Here is a 16,550-nt window from a genome sequence, read left to right on the forward strand (position 1 = left end):
CTCCCGGACATAACACTTCCATGTATACCGCGCCATTATGTACGACTCAGGCATATCAGAGTTTGATTCCTGCGCATGAAACCAATCTCCTGATATGCCTGAAACTTGTTGTTAATTGTAAGAATCGAACGGAACTACATCAGAGCCATGTATATAGCTTTGGTATCCCTGGCCGTGAGGGGGACGTAGTTGCCTATGGATTCACCCTTATGCATGTGCAGAGCCTCGACGAGTGCCGGGATATCCGGGTCGATGACACCGAGTCCGGCAAAATCGGAAGGCATGCCGATATTGAGGAAGAAAGAGCGCAGACGCGCTATGCCTTCCAAGGCAATATCGACAGGAACTGACCCGGGGGCCGGGACGACATCCATCACCCGCTCGGCAAACTGTGCCACCTTGCCGGGATTTTTTGCAGCCACATACTCCATCCATGCGGGAATCACAGCCGCGAGTCCGGCTCCATGTGCTACATCCGGATATACAGCACTGATTTCATGCTCGATAAAATGACTCGACCAGTCCTCGCGCCGTCCGGTGCCGCAGATGCCGTTGTGGGCGAGTGTTGCCGCCCACATTATGTTGGCACGAGCCTGATAGTCGTCGGGCGACTCCATCACACGGCGCCCTTCGCAGACAATCGCTTTCAGCAGCCCCTCGGCCACGCGGTCGGTAACTTCACAATCGGGAGTATTGGAGAAATAGCGTTCGAATATGTGGGCCATCATGTCGACAATACCACAGGCGGTCTGCCAGGCCGGAAGTGTGAGAGTCAGCTCCGGATTCATTATCGCGAACTTAGGACGCAGCACCGACTCAGTGCGCAGACTCAGTTTCACGGGGCCGGAAACGACCTCTCCGTCTTCATTCCTTACCTCACGAAGGGTGATTACCGAATTGCCCGAGCCTTCGCTGCCGGCAGCCGGTATGGTAAGCACCACTCCGACCGGCAAAGCACGCTCAGGCGTAGCCTTTCCACAATAGAAATCCCAGAAATCGCCGTCGTACAGTGCACCGAGGGCAATCGCCTTGGCTGTGTCGATTACCGAGCCGCCGCCGACAGCAATGATGATATCTATATCGTGCATGCGCACAAGCTCGATACCTTCGCGCACACGGTCGTCGGCCGGATTGGGCTGGATGCCCTCGAGGTTGAAAGTGTCGAAACCGGCTGCATGAAGCGAACGCACAGCACGCCCGACGGCACCACTTCTTACGGCAGAGCCTCCGCCATATACCACAAGCGCGCGCGTGCCGCCAAACTCTTTGGCAAGCTCGCCGATTCTCTTTTCAGTATAGCGCCCGAACACAAACTTTGTCGGAGCATAATATACAAAATTATCCATGATAACAAGTTGTAGGGTTAAGCAAGCTAAGGGCATGTCTAAAAACATGCTCTAAAGTAATCAATGTCGTAATGACTCCACAAGGGGAGAAAAGAGGTTAGGGCCGTCAGGAACTTTATGCCCATCCGGCCCTAATCTATTTATATCATATATAAAATCAACGGCGTTTGCCGGCTCCGCCCTGACGCTTCTGCTGCTCGCGAAGCATGGCTTGCTGCTGGCGCTGCGCCTCTTCAAGACGTGCCATGAATCCGCTCTTCTTACGGGGCTTCTTGGCAGCCTCGGCCATCTTGGCGCGCATCTTGTCCTCGTTTACCACGTGGCGGAAGATATACATCTGCACGATGGTGATAAGGAGCGAAAGGAAGTAATAGTATGACAGACCTGCAGCGTAATTGTTGAAGAACACCAGGAACATCAAAGGCATCAGATACATCATCCACTTCATGCCCGGCATAGCCGACGATGAGGGCTGATTGGCCATAGTGAACTTGGTATAGATGATATTGGTGACTGTCATGAGCAGACAGAAGAGCGACAGATGATTGCCGAAGTACTCCGTAACCAGAGGTATGTTGCCCGACCATGTAAGGATGGCATCAGGAGCCGAAAGGTCTTTCGCCCAGAGGAACGACTGTCCGCGCAGTTCGATACATGAGGGGAAGAAAGCAAACATCGCTATAAGCACAGGGAACTGAAGAAGCATCGGCAGACATCCGGCCATGGGGTTGGCGCCGGCCTTGGAGTAAAGTTCCATGGTCTTCTGCTGGCGGGTCATAGAGTTTTCCTGGCCCGGATACTTCTCGTTGATAGCCTGAATCTCAGGATTCAGCAGGCGCATCTTGGCCTGGGACATGTAGCTCTTATAAGTAAAGGGAAAGAGTATGAGCTTGATGAATATAGTGAGGATGAGGATTATAATTCCATAATTACTAAATACCGAACCGAGGATATTGAATACAGGAATTACAATCAATGTATTAATCCACCTCACGATAGGCCATCCCAGCGGAACCAGTTCCGTAAGGTCAAGATCATCGTCAGGATAAAGTTCCTTGTCGACAGCGCTCAGCATCGGATAGAGGTTGGGGCCGATAAGAATATCGAACGAAGCCGGACTCTCTGTGCCGGGGTTGTAGTCGAGGGTGGATATTGCCTCCATCTCCTTGAGATAGTCGGCATCATCGTTTACAGAAAGTACCGTAGACTGCAGAGCAGCGTTGTTGAACGAATTGCGTGCGATGAAAGCCATGGAGAAGAACTGGTTTTTAAACGCCAGCCACTTGACAGGCTCGTTGATTTCCTTGGAGTCAGACGATGTCTCCTTGAGATTATCAACACCGCCTCCGGCATATTTGTAGAAAATAGCGGAATTGCGCTCCTCGAACATGCGGCCTTCCTCCTGGCGTATCATGCGCTGTCGCCAAACGAAGTCCATTGTCACGACATTCGACGGGATAATGCTTTGCATCCCCTTCTGCTCAACGTCGAGACGCACTACATAGCTGTCGGGGAGCAGCGTATAACGCAGACCGAACTCGGTACCCTTGCCGAGATCGAGGCTCATGAGCACCGAGGAGTCGGTGACTTCGGTAGGACGGAAATAGAAATCACGTGTATCAAACTCGCGGTCGGCCGAACTGAGGATAAACGAATAGGCGTCGTCGTTACCGGAGATTACCTTTACATTTCCACCACGAAAACTGTCGTACTTCGAGAGTTCGGCGGCGGCAATCATTGCACCCTTGGTAGAGATGTCAAGTGAAATAAGGTCGTTGGCGAGGCGCACAGTATCGTTTGTGCCCTGGAGATATCGTGCAAATCCCTGATATTGGGTAAGGTCGCGAAGCAGTGTCTTTACCCGCGCCACAGCGTCGGAGTAGGCCTTTGAGCTGATGCCCGACGAGGTGAGCGCCATAGCCGGATTGGCAAGCATCCCGACCGGCACATCAACGGAGTCGACACGTATATGTCCGGTGACTTCCGTGCCATTTCCTGTAAGCACTATTCCGTCGCGGTCGATACGACCGGTGCCGGTACTGTCCTGTACGCCATAACGGGCCACAGCATCGGCAAGCATCACAAGCTGTCCGCGCGTAAGCGAGTCGGAAGGCGACGCAAGCAGATTGTCGGCGGCAGCCTGAGCCTGCTCTTGAGTGACCTCCATGTCGGGGGCCGGGCCAGGCTGTGGTTCCGGCTGATTCAGCCACATAAATCCTAATAGCACGGCACCCATCAGGAGCATGCCGTACATAGTGTTCTTATCCATTCAGTATTCTTTATTCTGTTTTTTCTTTTGATTTTTCTGATTTATACTCTATAGATGCCTTGACAAAATCGAGGAAGATAGGATTGGGAGCAAGCACCGTCGACGAGTATTCGGGATGGTACTGTGTGCCGATATACCAGCGATGGTCGGGTAGCTCCACAACCTCGACAAGACGTGTGGCGGGATTTTCTCCGACGCATTTCATACCGGCATCCTCAAAGCGGAGGCGATAGTCGCTGTTGAATTCAAAGCGGTGGCGATGGCGTTCGCTTACCATCTCGCTTCCATAGGCGGCGGCGACACGGCTGCCGGGCACAAGACGGCAATCATAAGCACCGAGACGCATCGTTCCCCCCTTGTCGGTGACCGACTTCTGCTCATCCATAAGGTCAATCACATTGTGGGGTGTGTGCACATCCATCTCGGTAGAGTTTGCGTCGGCGAGTCCGAGTACATTGCGTGCAAACTCGATTACCATACACTGCATGCCGAGGCATATGCCGAAAGTAGGCACATCGTGCTCACGAAGCCACTTCAAGGCCACAAACTTGCCTTCTATACCGCGCTGTCCGAATCCGGGAGCCACAACGACACCGTCCAGACCTGAAAGTTTCTCGGCCACATTGTCGTCGGTCAGTTTCTCCGAGTGGATGTATACGAGGTTGAGCCGTCGGTCGCCGTATGTAGCAGCCTGCAACAGAGCCTCGTTGATTGACTTGTAGGCGTCCTGCAGTTCCACATACTTTCCGACAAGACCTATAGTGACGGTCTCTGTGGCGTTATCCAGTTTGTGGAGAAAGTGCATCCAGGCTTTCATGTCGAGCTCACCATCTACCGGCACATCCATCTTGCGCATCACAATCTCGTCGAGATGCTGCTCGTGCATCTTTACCGGGACTTCATATATGGTGGGCACATCGACCGACTGGATTACCGCATCGACCGAAACGTTGCAGAACTGGGCGATTTTGCGGCGCATGTCGGCCGGAATCTCGCGCTCGGTGCGGAGCACAAGTATGTCGGGACGTATGCCTACTTCCTGCAGTTGCTTCACGGAATGCTGTGTGGGCTTCGTCTTGAGTTCCTTTGCCGCACGGATATACGGCACATAAGTGAGATGTATACAGAGAGCATCGTTGCCAAGTTCCCACTGAAGCTGGCGCATAGCCTCTATAAATGGGAGAGACTCGATATCTCCTACCGTACCGCCGATTTCGGTAATGACAAAATCATATTTGCCGGTGTTGCCGAGGAGCTTCACATTGCGTTTTATCTCGTCGGTGATATGTGGCACTATCTGGACTGTCTTTCCAAGGTAGTCGCCGTGGCGTTCCTTGTCGATTACATTCTGATAGATACGTCCAGTAGTGATATTGTTGGCACGCGTGGTACGCATGTTGGTGAAGCGCTCGTAATGTCCAAGATCGAGGTCGGCCTCATGGCCGTCAACAGTGACGTAACACTCTCCATGCTCATAAGGATTGAGTGTGCCGGGGTCAATATTGATATAGGGGTCAAACTTCTGGATGGTGACACTGAATCCACGTGCCTCAAGCAGGCAGGCGAGAGATGATGAGATAATTCCTTTACCCAGGGAGGAGACCACGCCTCCGGTCACAAAAATATACTTCGTTTCCACGCTAAAATGTATTTTACAGCATCTGCACCATAGATTCACTTACTATAGCCACATATGCCGACGTTTATAATCAAAACGTCGGCAAAGGTAATTATTTTCAATTACAAATCATCTGTGGCCGGCATCGAATTTTTTAGAGGGTAAGATGTGTGCCTCCCGACATATCGGCTAAAGCCGCGGCCGAAGTTATCACCACCTCTCCTACTCCTCCGCACAATGCATCGAAAGAATTTGACAACTTGGGAATCATACCTCCCGACACCGTGCCGTCGGCCTTCAGCGACTCGAACATGGCAGGATTTATGGCAGGAATTACCGAATCATCATCCGCCTCGTCGCTCAGTACTCCTGGCTTCTCAAAGCAGAATACAAGCCGCACATCGAAATATGGGGTAAGACCGGTGGCGACAGACTGTGCCATGGTGTCGGCATTTGTGTTGAGCAGATGCCCTATACCATCGTGGGTAAGGGGTGCGACTACCGGCACTACGCCAGCGCGGACAAGTGTGGCAAGAGCCTCGCCGTTGACACGCTCAACATCGCCTACCCATCCGTAGTCGATTCCGGCCTCAGTGACGGGTCGACGGCGCGAACGGATTATGTCCATGTCGGCGCCCGTCATGCCGAGAGCATCGACTCCGAGGGCCTGCAGACCGGCTACCACCGATTTGTTGACCAGACCTCCGTATACCATTGTCACCACGCGAAGCATGGCCTCGTCTGTGACGCGGCGTCCTTCAATCATAGTGGTGGCGATGCCCAGGTCGGCTGCAACTTTTGTGGCGGAGCGACCTCCACCGTGCACGAGAAGTTTGAATCCGTCTATGGCTGCGAAATCGCGCAAGAGACGGTCGAGACTGTCTTGCTCCTCGACAATCTTGCCTCCGACCTTCACTACCGTTATCTTGTCCTTACACATAATCTTATCCGGTGTATATCAATGAATCTCACTCTCCGTCCTGCTCCTGGGCAAACTGCATGAGGTATGCTTTGATAAACGGATCAAGATCCCCGTCCATCACTGCATTGACATCAGAGGTCTGCCACCCGGTACGATGGTCCTTGACACGACGGTCGTCGAACACATACGAGCGAATCTGCGAGCCCCATTCGATTTTCATCTTTCCATCCTCAATCTTGCGCTGTTCGGCCAGACGGTGCTGCAGCTCCTTGTCGTAAAGAATCGAACGCAGCTGGCGCATGGCGTTCTCTTTGTTCTTGGGCTGGTCGCGTGTCTCGGTGTTCTCAATGAGAATCTCTTCCTTCTCGCCGGTATATGGGTCGGTAAACTGATAACGCAGACGCACTCCCGACTCTACCTTGTTGACGTTCTGGCCTCCGGCACCTCCGCTTCGGAAGGTGTCCCAGCTGAGCAACGCCGGATCAACGTGTACCTCGATTGTATCGTCGACAAGCGGAGTAACGAATACCGACGCAAACGATGTCATACGCTTGCCCTGGGCATTGTAGGGCGAAACCCGCACAAGACGGTGCACGCCGTTCTCGCTCTTGAGATAGCCGTATGCCATCGGGCCGTCGACCTCGATTGTAACCGATTTTATGCCGGCTTCGTCACCTTCAAGTATATTGGCGATTGCGGTCTTGTAGCCTCTGTCCTCGCAATAGCGCAGATACATGCGCATAAGCATTGACGCCCAGTCCTGGCTCTCGGTACCTCCGGCGCCGGAATTGATTTTCAATACGGCTCCAAGCGAGTCTTCTTCGCGGCGGAGCATATTGCGCAGCTCCATATCCTCGATTTTGGCGATGAGGTCGGTGTACATTCGATCAAGTTCTTCCTCCTCGACCAGCCCCTCTTTAAGGAAGTCCCAGGCAAGCTGAAGCTCGCCGACAGCCTTGTCGACTTCATCATATGAGTCAATCCACTGGTGCAGTTGCTTCACTTTCTTCATCTGTGCCTGAGCCTCTTTCTGATGTTCCCAGAAGTCGGGCACATGAGTGCGCAGCTCTTCTTCCTCCACTTCGATACGTTTGGAGTCTATATCAAGATAATGTCGAAGCGCATCTTTGCGCTCTATAGCCTGCTTTAGCTGGTCGTAGGTTATCATATTGCGGGAATTGGAGTCGTTGTTTTTGGGGTGAAGTAAAATGTCGGGGCGCCGACTCTATTGTGCGTACATGGCCTCAATCAAGTCGGCATATTTGGTATTAATCACCGGGCGCTTTATCTTAAGCGTATTTGTAAGCTCGCCGCCTTCCATTGTGAATTCCTTGGGAAGGAGGGTGAAGCGCTTTATCTTCTCGTAGTTGGCAAAGCCTTTTTCCAGCTTCTCGATACGCTCCTGAATCATACGGTTGATTTCGGAATTGGCCACAAGATCGGCCATGGACTTATAGCTTATTTTCTTCTTTTCCGCATACTCACGCAGGGCGTCAAGAGCCGGCACGATAATGGCTGTCACATATTTGCGGCGGTCGCCGATTACGGCCACCTGCTCGATATACTTGTCCTCGCCGAGGCGGCTTTCAATAGCCTGCGGAGCGATGTATTTTCCGTTGGATGTCTTGAAGAGATCCTTGATACGGTCGGTAAGTATGAGCGCTCCCGTATTGTCAATACGTCCGGCGTCGCCTGTGCGGAACCATCCGTCGGGGGTGAACGCCTCGGCTGTGGCTTCAGGCTTATTGTAGTATCCGGTCATTATAGTAGGCCCGTTGACGAGAATCTCGTTGTTCTCGCCGATTTTTACCTGCACGCGCGGTATGACGGTACCTACGGTACCTACTTCATAGCCTACGGCAGGATAACAGGTGACGGTAGCGGTGGTCTCGGAGAGTCCGTAGCCGACCATTATGTTGATTCCGCAGGAATGGAGGAACTCGCATATGGTATCGCTCAACGGGGCGCCGGCGGTGGGGAAAATGTTGCCGTTATTGATGCCTATCACTTTACGGAGCGGAGTGAACACGCGAGCATCGAAGAAGCGATACTCCATTTCGAGCAATGCCGGAACCTTACGGCCAATACGCTTATAGTCGAGATTGCGACGGCGTCCCACGGCAAGGGCGCGGCGCACCATCACCTTCTGGAAAGCGTTCATACGGTGTATCTTGGCCTGTACGGCGGCGTACACTTTCTCCCAGAAGCGAGGCACTGAACACATGCATGTCGGCGTGGTCTCGCGGATTGAGTTCTGTATGTCGCGTGGGTCGAGATTCACGTATACCTTCATGCCTACGTAGAGACACACGTAGGTCCATCCTTTCTCGAATATGTGGCTAAGCGGCAGAAAGCAAATCGATGTATCTGCATCGGAAATCGATGTCAGGCGCTCGACATGCATAGGCAATGTGGCCGAGAAACAGCTGTGGGGAAGCATGGCTCCTTTGGGCTCTCCGGTAGTGCCTGAGGTGTATATCAGGGTGGCGATATCCTCCGGAATGGCTTCATCGATGCGACGTTGTACCTCCCGGCGGCTTTCTTCCGGGGCCTCTTCTCCGAGTTTAAGGAATTCAGAGAAGGTAAGGGTATCATTATCGTCGGGCTGGCGTTCCGACATGTCAAAAGCGATTATACGCTTGAGCGACGGGCATCGGCCGAGGGCTTTTCGAGCTATTTCGTAATGTTCCTGAGTGCCTGTGAAAAGTATCTTTATCCCGGCATCATTAATTATATATTCCACCTGTTCCTGGCTGCTTGTGGAGTATATCGACACCGAAGCCGCCCGGTTGGCATAGGCGGCAAAGTCGGCAACAAGAACCCCGGGACGGTTGGCAGAGAATACACCTATATTGTCGGCAGGCACCGCTCCAAGCCGTTCGAGGGCCATGGCAGCCTTGTCGACCATTTCGGCGAAACTGCGCCAGGAAATATCCACCCATGGATGAGTGGCTGCATCCTTAAAGCTCAGGGCCGCACGATCGCCATATTTTAACGCCTGCCTGTGAATGAGGCCGGTGAGTATGTTAGACATACCTATATATCTGGTTAATTATTATCTTGATTCGGAGGCATGGACGCAGATGCCCGTACGGCATGCATGACGATACGCCACCACATTCTGCAAATTTAACAAGAATGAAGTGATGAGGAGGAATTGAGTGGCTGCATTCTTCAATGATATTAACATTCATTTGTATTATGATAATATCAGACAATGCAAATTAACTCATTTTCACAAACTATAATATATGCATGGCATCTATCAGGCGATGGCATATCAGCGGGATTATCGGACCAATCGACTACGCTCTGCGTATGCAGAATGCCTTATATGGCAATACAAAGACTACGGTATGTCAAAATGATTGTGACATACCGTAGTCTTATTTGTTTCTATTTTCGCGTCAGGCAAGCAGCTTATGCGTCCTTAACCTTGGCAACAACAGCCTTGAAAGCGGCGGGGTTGTTGAGGGCGAGGTCGGCGAGCACCTTGCGGTTGATAGCGATGCCTGATTTGTGGATGAGGCCCATGAGCTTGGAGTAAGAAAGATTCTCCTCGCGTGCGGCGGCGTTGATACGCTGAATCCAAAGAGCGCGGAAGTTGCGCTTCTTGTCCTTGCGGTCGCGGTAAGCGTATGTAAGACCCTTTTCCCAGGTATTCTTGGCTACGGTCCATACGTTCTTGCGGCAGCCGAAATAACCGCGGGTGAGTTTCAGGATTTTCTTACGACGTGCTCTTGAAGCAACATGGTTTACTGATCTTGGCATTGTTTTGAATGATTTTGAATGTCAGCGGCTAAAGCTCTTTGGGCTGAACATTCGGTTAATGAAATTTTGTTGTTGAAGCCCTCGGGGCTTCGGAATCACGAATTTACCTGCAAGAGCAGGAGAAAACGGGATGTCTCCCACACAGATGACACTGATTAGAGAGCGAGGAGGTTGCGAACTTCCTTCTGGTCTACAGTAGCCACGAGGCCGCTGTGGGTAAGGTTGCGCTTCTGCTTCTTGGTCTTTTTGGTGAGAATGTGGCTCTTGAAAGCGTGTTTTCTCTTGATCTTTCCTGATCCGGTAAGGGCGAACCTCTTTTTGGCACCGGAATTAGTCTTAATCTTAGGCATTTTGTTCGTTAATTAAAAGTATTTGTAGATGTGGCGCACAGGCGCCTTGATTTACACTGTTGTCGACAGAGCGGCCAGAGCCTTACTTTGCCGGTTTTTTGGGAGAAAGCATGATGGTCATGCGCTTGCCTTCAAGCACCGGCATCTGCTCAAGTTTGCCGAGCTCTTCAAGGTCGTTGGCAAAGCGAAGAAGAAGCACCTCGCCCTGCTCCTTGAAAAGGATAGAACGTCCGCGGAAGAACACGTAGGCCTTTACCTTGGCGCCCTCTTTGAGGAAGCCCTGAGCATGCTTGAGCTTGAAGTTGTAGTCGTGATCGTCGGTCTGAGGTCCGAAACGTATCTCCTTCACAACTACCTTGGTCGACTTGGCCTTCTGCTCCTTGAGTCGCTTTTTCTGCTGGTAAAGGAACTTCTGGTAGTCGAGAATCTTGCATACAGGAGGCACAGCCTTGGGAGAAATCTCCACGAGGTCAAGCTCCTGCTCTTGAGCAAGACGCAGAGCCTGCTGAATGGGATATACGCCATTTTCGACATTATCGCCGACAATGCGTACTTCGCGGGCACGGATACGCTCGTTTATGGCATATGGTTCTTCTTTACGCGGAGCACCGCGGAAGGGGGGACGGTTGCCGCCTCTCTGCGGACCCGAGGGATAAGATGGTTTGTTGTCCATTCAGTAGGGTTATTGGTTAATCATGCTGGAGACCTCATCGGTCAAATATTTTGCAAAGGTAGTGATTTTCATCGTACCTTTATCGCCTTCGCCCTGTTTTCTTACAGAAACTTCATCATTTTGTGCTTCTTTTTCACCTACGATGAGCATGTAAGGTATGCGTTTGAGCTCGTTGTCGCGGATTTTCTTACCGATTTTCTCGTTACGGTCATCGACTATGGCGCGTACGTCAGCCTCGTTGAGTTCGGCGGCCACACGACGTGCATAATCGTTGAACTTCTCGGAAATGGGCAGTACGGCACACTGGTCGGGCACAAGCCAAAGGGGCAGTTTGCCGGCGGTGTGCTCGAGAAGTACGGCAACGAAGCGTTCGAGCGAGCCGAACGGTGCGCGATGTATCATTACCGGACGGTGCTTCTGGTTGTCGGCTCCGGTAAATTCAAGCTGGAAGCGCTCGGGGAGGTTGTAGTCGACCTGAATAGTGCCGAGCTGCCAGCGGCGTCCGATGGCATCCTTCACCATGAAGTCGAGTTTGGGGCCATAGAATGCAGCCTCACCGAGTTCGGTGCGGGCATTGAGACCCTTTTCGGCGCATGCCTCGATAATGGCGTTCTCGGCGAGATGCCAGTTTTCGTCAGAGCCAATATACTTCTCCTTATTATTGGGGTCGCGAAGCGAAATCTGCGCCTCGAAGTTGTCGAATTTAAGAGCCTTGAAGATGTAGAATATAATATCCATCACCTTGAGGAACTCATCCTTAATCTGGTCGGGAGCACAGAAGATGTGGGCATCATCCTGAGTAAAACCGCGCACACGGGTAAGACCGTGGAGCTCGCCACTCTGCTCGTAGCGGTACACTGTACCGAACTCGGCAAGACGCAGAGGCAGGTCGCGGTAGCTGCGGGGCGAGCTACGGTAAATCTCGCAGTGGTGAGGACAGTTCATCGGCTTGAGCAGATATTCCTCGCCTTCCTCGGGGGTGTGTATGGGCTGGAATGAATCCTTGCCATACTTGGCATAGTGGCCCGAGGTAACATAAAGGTTCTTGTTGCCGATATGAGGAGTGATTACCTGAAGATAGCCGTAGCGCTTCTGTATCTTGCGCAGGAACTGCTCAAGACGGTCACGCAGAGCGGCACCCTTCGGGAGCCAGAGCGGAAGTCCTGCGCCTACATTGGGCGAGAATGCAAACAGCTCCATCTCTTTGCCTATCTTGCGGTGGTCGCGTTTCTTGGCCTCTTCGAGCATCACGAGATACTCATCGAGCATCTTTTTCTTGGGGAAGGTGATGCCATAGACGCGAACAAGCTGGTTGCGCTTTTCGTCGCCACGCCAGTATGCGCCGGCAAGCGAAAGGATTTTCACAGCCTTGATAGGTGCAGTAGTAGGAAGGTGCGGACCACGACACAGGTCGGTGAACGCGCCCTGTGTATATGTGGTGATGTGGCCGTCCTCAAGCTCGGATATAAGCTCGCACTTATATTCCTCGCCACGGTCACCGAACATCTTCAAGGCATCGTCCTTAGAGATGTCTGCACGCACGATAGACTCTTTTTTCTGGGCCAGCTCAATCATCTTGGCTTCGATAGCGGGGAAGTCGGCCGATGTGATGGTGTTGCCATTGGGATCGATGTCGTAGTAGAAGCCATTCTCAATGGCCGGACCGATACCGAACTTTACGCCCGGATACAGTTCCTGAAGAGCTTCGGCGAGCAGGTGGGCCGACGAGTGCCAGAAAGCGTGCTTGCCTTCGGCATCGTCCCACTTGAACAGCTTTATCTCGGCATCTTCGGTTATGGGGCGTGATATATCCCACTCAGCGCCGTTGACAGTAGCGGCAAGAATGTCCTGAGCGAGACGGGTGCTGATGCTCTCGGCAATCTGGAGCGGGGTAGTGCCGGGCTCATACTGCCGGGTGCTTTTGTCGGGGAATGTAATCGTAATCATTCTGTGATAATATGTAAGAGGGCACAGATTGCCCACGTAAAAACTGACTGCAAATGTCGGATATTTTTCTGACACATGCAAATCTTTGATGTTATTATTCTCTCGACTGAGGATTAAAGGGTTATGAGACGGCAAAAGCACCTTATCACCCATAGGCGGAATCCATAATGAAATTTTGCATTAATTTTTTTGCCGAATTTGTTGGAAAATCAAAAAATAGGCACTACCTTTGCACTCACAAATGGCGGGATAGCTCAGTTGGTTAGAGCGTCGGATTCATAACCCGGAGGTCCCGAGTTCAATTCTCGGTCCCGCTACAGCAGTACCACAACGGACATCCGTTGTGGTACTGACTTTTTATATACCTGCGTTCAACGCTTCATTTAGACTGACGGATTTTTGCATATACATTATATAATACAGCAAGGACTACGAAATGTTCCGTAGTCCTTGCTGTATTATATTGACCTGTGGGGTGAATTATTCCCACTCGATTGTTGCCGGCGGCTTGGAGGAGATGTCGTAGCAGACGCGGTTGACACCTTTAACCTTATTGATAATGTCGTTGGAGACCTTGGCCATGAAATCGTAAGGCAGATGAGCCCAGTCGGCTGTCATGGCGTCGGTAGATGTAACGGCACGGAGTGCGACAGCTCGTTCATAGGTGCGTTCGTCGCCCATCACTCCTACACTCTGCACGGGGAGGAGAATCGCACCTGCCTGCCATACCTGGTCGTACAGTCCCCATTCGTGCAGGGCAGAGATGAATATGTCGTCGGCATTCTGAAGCACGGCCACCTTTTCGGGGGTGATGTCGCCAAGAATGCGCACGGCAAGCCCGGGGCCGGGGAACGGATGGCGCTTGATAAGATGCTCAGGCATTCCGAGCTCGCGGCCAACAGCGCGTACCTCATCCTTGAAGAGAAGACGCAACGGCTCACAGAGCTTAAGATTCATCTTCTCGGGCAGACCGCCTACGTTGTGATGGCTCTTGATGGTCGTGCCGGTGATAGAGAGCGACTCGATACAGTCGGGATAGATGGTGCCTTGGGCGAGCCATTTCACATCCTTTATCTTGTGGGCCTCGCGGTCAAACACGTCGATGAATCCCTTGCCGATAATCTTGCGTTTGCGCTCGGGATCGGTCACTCCGGCGAGTTCGGCGAAGAATTCGGCCGAAGCATCGACTCCGATAACATTGAGTCCGAGACATTCGTAATCGTGGAGCACATTGGCAAACTCATTCTTGCGAAGCATGCCATGGTCTACGAATATACAGGTAAGGTTCTTTCCGATAGCCTTGTTGAGCAACACGGCAGCTACAGAGGAATCAACACCACCCGACAGACCGAGCACAACCTTGTCGTCGCCCAGCTGTTCTTTGAGTGCGGCCACAGTTGATTCGATAAATGAGGCGGCACTCCAGTCCTGGCGCGAGCCGCATATATCTACCACGAAGTTGCGCAACAACTCGGTACCCTGTACCGAATGGTACACCTCGGGATGGAACTGCACACCCCACAGTTGCTCGCCCTCGGCCTGATAGGCGGCAACGGCAACCTTGTCGGTCGATGCGATAATCTTGAAGTTGGAAGGGATTGAGGTAATGGTGTCGCCATGGCTCATCCATACCTGTGTAGAAGGCTCCAACCCCTTAAGCAGAGGATTGGCGGCATCAAATTTTTCAAGATGGGCACGACCGTATTCGCGGGTTCCGGCGGGTTCTACCGTACCGCCGTTGGTGTAGGCCATAAACTGTGCGCCATAGCATATGCCGAGTATGGGCAGACGGCCACGGATGCCGTCGAGCGACATGCGGAACGCTTTTTCATCGTAGACCGAGAACGGACTACCTGAAAGGATAACGCCAATTACGGAAGGATCGTCGTGGGGAAACTTATTGTAAGGCACAATCTCGCAATAAGTGTTCAGCTCTCTCACACGGCGGCCAATCAGCTGGGTGGTCTGGCTTCCGAAATCGAGAATAATGATTTTCTGTTGCATAGAAATATTAATCGGAGGGGATTTTCTGACTGCAAATTTACATAAAAACAGCGAGATTTCTACACCGGCAGAATAAAAACAAGGCTGACGCGCCGATTTCTGTCCCCTCCTGCGTGCTCTTAGTCACAATTTTAGTAATTTGGAGGAATAATTTAAATTCAATGGTATGGACAGAAACCGAACAGTCGCCGGCCTTGATGTCCACAAAGATAGCATTTATCTTTGTATTATGGGGCATGACGAGGCCATCATTTTCGAAAAAACCTATGGAGTTCTTACTCCCGACCTGCGCCAGATGTGTAATGATATGACAGCCCGGGGCGTAACCGAGGCCGCCATGGAGAGTACAGCTGTATATTGGGTGCCCGTATGGAACGAGCTTTGCGGGTCGATGGAACTCAAGCTTGTCAATCCTTATTTCATCAAACAGCTTCCGGGACGCAAGAGCGATATCAAGGATGCCCAGTGGATAGCCGAATGTTTGCTGAAGAATCTTATCAGAGGAAGTTTCGTTCCCGAGACAATAGTTCAGGACATGCGCAAGCTTAACCGCCGCATCATGGATCTCAACGAAGATCTGACCTACAACACCAACAAGCTTGATGCGGCCCTTCAGCGCTGCGGGTTCAGGCTGAGCAACTACGTGAGCCGGATAAAGGGGAAAAGCTATCAGTCGGTACTTTCCTGCATAATCGACGGTGGGCGTGATCCGGGAAAGCTGATCGCCAAGGTTCATGGCCGCACCATCAACAAGCATGGCCGCCAGACGATAATGGCGGCCGTCACAGGCTGCTTCTCGGATACAGATATTATCATCTTCAGGCAGACTAAGGCGGTCATAGACCTGATAGAGGCACAGATGGCGGAATGCCAGAAGGAACTCACCGCCCTGTGCGGGAAACACTTTCCCCAGCAGTACAGACGTCTTCAGACCATCCCCGGAGTCAAGGAACGCGCGGCCACGGCAATAATTGCGGAGACAGGGGTTGACATGCAGATGTTTGCAACAGCGGCATCTCTTGTCGGATGGTGCGGACTCAAACCGCGAAACGATGTCAGCAATGGTCGCTACAAAAGCAGAAAAGTGACGCACGGAAACAGATATCTCAGAGAAATACTGATTGAAATCGCATGGGTCGCATCAAGAACCCGGAACTGTTTCTTCTCAAATTTCAGCTACGTCCAGACCACGGTCAAGAAAAAGAGCAGGATGAAAATTCAGGTGGCCATCGCACGCAAGATACTCGTCGCCATATGGCACATGCTCTCCAAAGAGCAGGACTTCATCGACATCTACCTCAAAAGACTTGAGCAGCAGAGGCTCCTGGAGGAGCAACTCAAATCTTTCGAATCGAAAATGGCCTGAGGGCCATTCGACATACCTTCCGGTGCAATGTAATTAACTTTGTGGTGCATCGCAGCCCGGTTCGCAAATTTGCAATAGCATCGGAAGGAGTTGGATACCGGCATAAGCTAACCAAGCTTGTAGAGGAAAGTAGCAATCTTATATCTATATTCCGCTGTCTAATGACTGCCGGAACCCGTGTTTATGTACATTTGTCTCAGTTCTTGTCCGTTTATGGGGATATCACATTCTTATAAGGTAAATACGTTTTAGAGGAAAGTTAGCATAATTGCGGCATATATAAA

General features: G+C 51.8%; 12 protein-coding genes and 1 tRNA gene. 2 read left to right on the forward strand and 11 right to left on the reverse strand.

Annotated elements, in window-relative coordinates:
• Positions 1-134 precede the first annotated feature (134 nt).
• The 10 genes from ADH68_RS03920 to thrS form a co-directional block, all read right to left on the reverse strand.
• On the reverse strand, positions 135-1,346 hold the full coding sequence (locus tag ADH68_RS03920; RefSeq protein ID WP_068959714.1) for an iron-containing alcohol dehydrogenase: 1,212 nt from the start codon (positions 1,344-1,346) through the stop codon (positions 135-137).
• Between the two features lie 157 nt (positions 1,347-1,503).
• Entirely contained in the window at positions 1,504-3,615 is a 2,112-nt protein-coding gene (gene yidC, locus ADH68_RS03925) for a membrane protein insertase YidC (RefSeq protein WP_068959713.1), read from the reverse strand.
• A 10-nt stretch (positions 3,616-3,625) separates the two neighbouring features.
• Positions 3,626-5,254: a CTP synthase gene (locus ADH68_RS03930; RefSeq protein ID WP_068959712.1), complete on the reverse strand. Its 1,629-nt coding sequence runs from the start codon at positions 5,252-5,254 to the stop codon at positions 3,626-3,628.
• A 133-nt stretch (positions 5,255-5,387) separates the two neighbouring features.
• Positions 5,388-6,173 carry an acetylglutamate kinase gene (gene argB, locus ADH68_RS03935; RefSeq protein ID WP_068959711.1) on the reverse strand — a complete coding sequence of 262 codons (786 nt, stop codon included), beginning with the start codon at positions 6,171-6,173 and terminating at the stop codon, positions 5,388-5,390.
• Positions 6,174-6,201: 28 nt separating this feature from the next.
• Positions 6,202-7,323: a peptide chain release factor 2 gene (prfB, locus tag ADH68_RS03940; protein WP_068959710.1), complete on the reverse strand. Its 1,122-nt coding sequence runs from the start codon at positions 7,321-7,323 to the stop codon at positions 6,202-6,204.
• Between the two features lie 57 nt (positions 7,324-7,380).
• Positions 7,381-9,189, reverse strand: coding sequence for an AMP-dependent synthetase/ligase (locus tag ADH68_RS03945; protein ID WP_068959709.1), 1,809 nt, complete (start codon positions 9,187-9,189; stop codon positions 7,381-7,383).
• A gap of 386 nt (positions 9,190-9,575) precedes the next feature.
• Complete coding sequence (gene rplT, locus ADH68_RS03950) at positions 9,576-9,926, reverse strand: 50S ribosomal protein L20 (protein ID WP_068959708.1); 351 nt, start codon at positions 9,924-9,926, stop codon at positions 9,576-9,578.
• Positions 9,927-10,081: 155 nt separating this feature from the next.
• Positions 10,082-10,276 carry a 50S ribosomal protein L35 gene (rpmI, locus tag ADH68_RS03955; RefSeq protein ID WP_068959707.1) on the reverse strand — a complete coding sequence of 65 codons (195 nt, stop codon included), beginning with the start codon at positions 10,274-10,276 and terminating at the stop codon, positions 10,082-10,084.
• An 82-nt stretch (positions 10,277-10,358) separates the two neighbouring features.
• Positions 10,359-10,949, reverse strand: a complete 591-nt coding sequence (gene infC, locus ADH68_RS03960) for a translation initiation factor IF-3 (RefSeq protein ID WP_084273883.1) — start codon at positions 10,947-10,949, stop codon at positions 10,359-10,361.
• A 9-nt stretch (positions 10,950-10,958) separates the two neighbouring features.
• Positions 10,959-12,896, reverse strand: a complete 1,938-nt coding sequence (gene thrS / locus ADH68_RS03965; RefSeq protein WP_068961933.1) for a threonine--tRNA ligase — start codon at positions 12,894-12,896, stop codon at positions 10,959-10,961.
• 243 nt (positions 12,897-13,139) lie between these two features.
• Between thrS and ADH68_RS03970 the strand changes: the two genes are divergently transcribed.
• Positions 13,140-13,213: transfer RNA gene (locus tag ADH68_RS03970), tRNA-Met, on the forward strand.
• 163 nt (positions 13,214-13,376) lie between these two features.
• Here ADH68_RS03970 and guaA read toward each other — a convergent pair.
• The gene (guaA, locus tag ADH68_RS03975; RefSeq protein WP_068959706.1) at positions 13,377-14,900 is read right to left on the reverse strand and encodes a glutamine-hydrolyzing GMP synthase; all 1,524 of its coding nucleotides are present in this window, start codon (positions 14,898-14,900) and stop codon (positions 13,377-13,379) included.
• A gap of 166 nt (positions 14,901-15,066) precedes the next feature.
• Between guaA and ADH68_RS03980 the strand changes: the two genes are divergently transcribed.
• Positions 15,067-16,266 carry an IS110 family RNA-guided transposase gene (locus tag ADH68_RS03980; RefSeq protein WP_088294777.1) on the forward strand — a complete coding sequence of 400 codons (1,200 nt, stop codon included), beginning with the start codon at positions 15,067-15,069 and terminating at the stop codon, positions 16,264-16,266.
• The last annotated feature ends 284 nt before the right edge of the window (positions 16,267-16,550 follow it).

The sequence above is a fragment of the Muribaculum intestinale genome (assembly GCF_002201515.1).
Classification (GTDB): domain Bacteria; phylum Bacteroidota; class Bacteroidia; order Bacteroidales; family Muribaculaceae; genus Muribaculum; species Muribaculum intestinale.

Coding starts and splice junctions, on each gene's coding strand:
- thrS (WP_068961933.1), bottom strand. CDS start 12,896: ATGATTACGATTACATTCCCCGACAAAAGCACCCGGCAGTATGAGCCC.
- argB (WP_068959711.1), bottom strand. CDS start 6,173: ATGTGTAAGGACAAGATAACGGTAGTGAAGGTCGGAGGCAAGATTGTC.
- rplT (WP_068959708.1), bottom strand. CDS start 9,926: ATGCCAAGATCAGTAAACCATGTTGCTTCAAGAGCACGTCGTAAGAAA.
- infC (WP_084273883.1), bottom strand. CDS start 10,949: ATGGACAACAAACCATCTTATCCCTCGGGTCCGCAGAGAGGCGGCAAC.
- ADH68_RS03920 (WP_068959714.1), bottom strand. CDS start 1,346: ATGGATAATTTTGTATATTATGCTCCGACAAAGTTTGTGTTCGGGCGC.
- rpmI (WP_068959707.1), bottom strand. CDS start 10,276: ATGCCTAAGATTAAGACTAATTCCGGTGCCAAAAAGAGGTTCGCCCTT.
- prfB (WP_068959710.1), bottom strand. CDS start 7,323: ATGATAACCTACGACCAGCTAAAGCAGGCTATAGAGCGCAAAGATGCG.
- guaA (WP_068959706.1), bottom strand. CDS start 14,900: ATGCAACAGAAAATCATTATTCTCGATTTCGGAAGCCAGACCACCCAG.
- ADH68_RS03980 (WP_088294777.1), top strand. CDS start 15,067: ATGGACAGAAACCGAACAGTCGCCGGCCTTGATGTCCACAAAGATAGC.
- ADH68_RS03945 (WP_068959709.1), bottom strand. CDS start 9,189: ATGTCTAACATACTCACCGGCCTCATTCACAGGCAGGCGTTAAAATAT.
- yidC (WP_068959713.1), bottom strand. CDS start 3,615: ATGGATAAGAACACTATGTACGGCATGCTCCTGATGGGTGCCGTGCTA.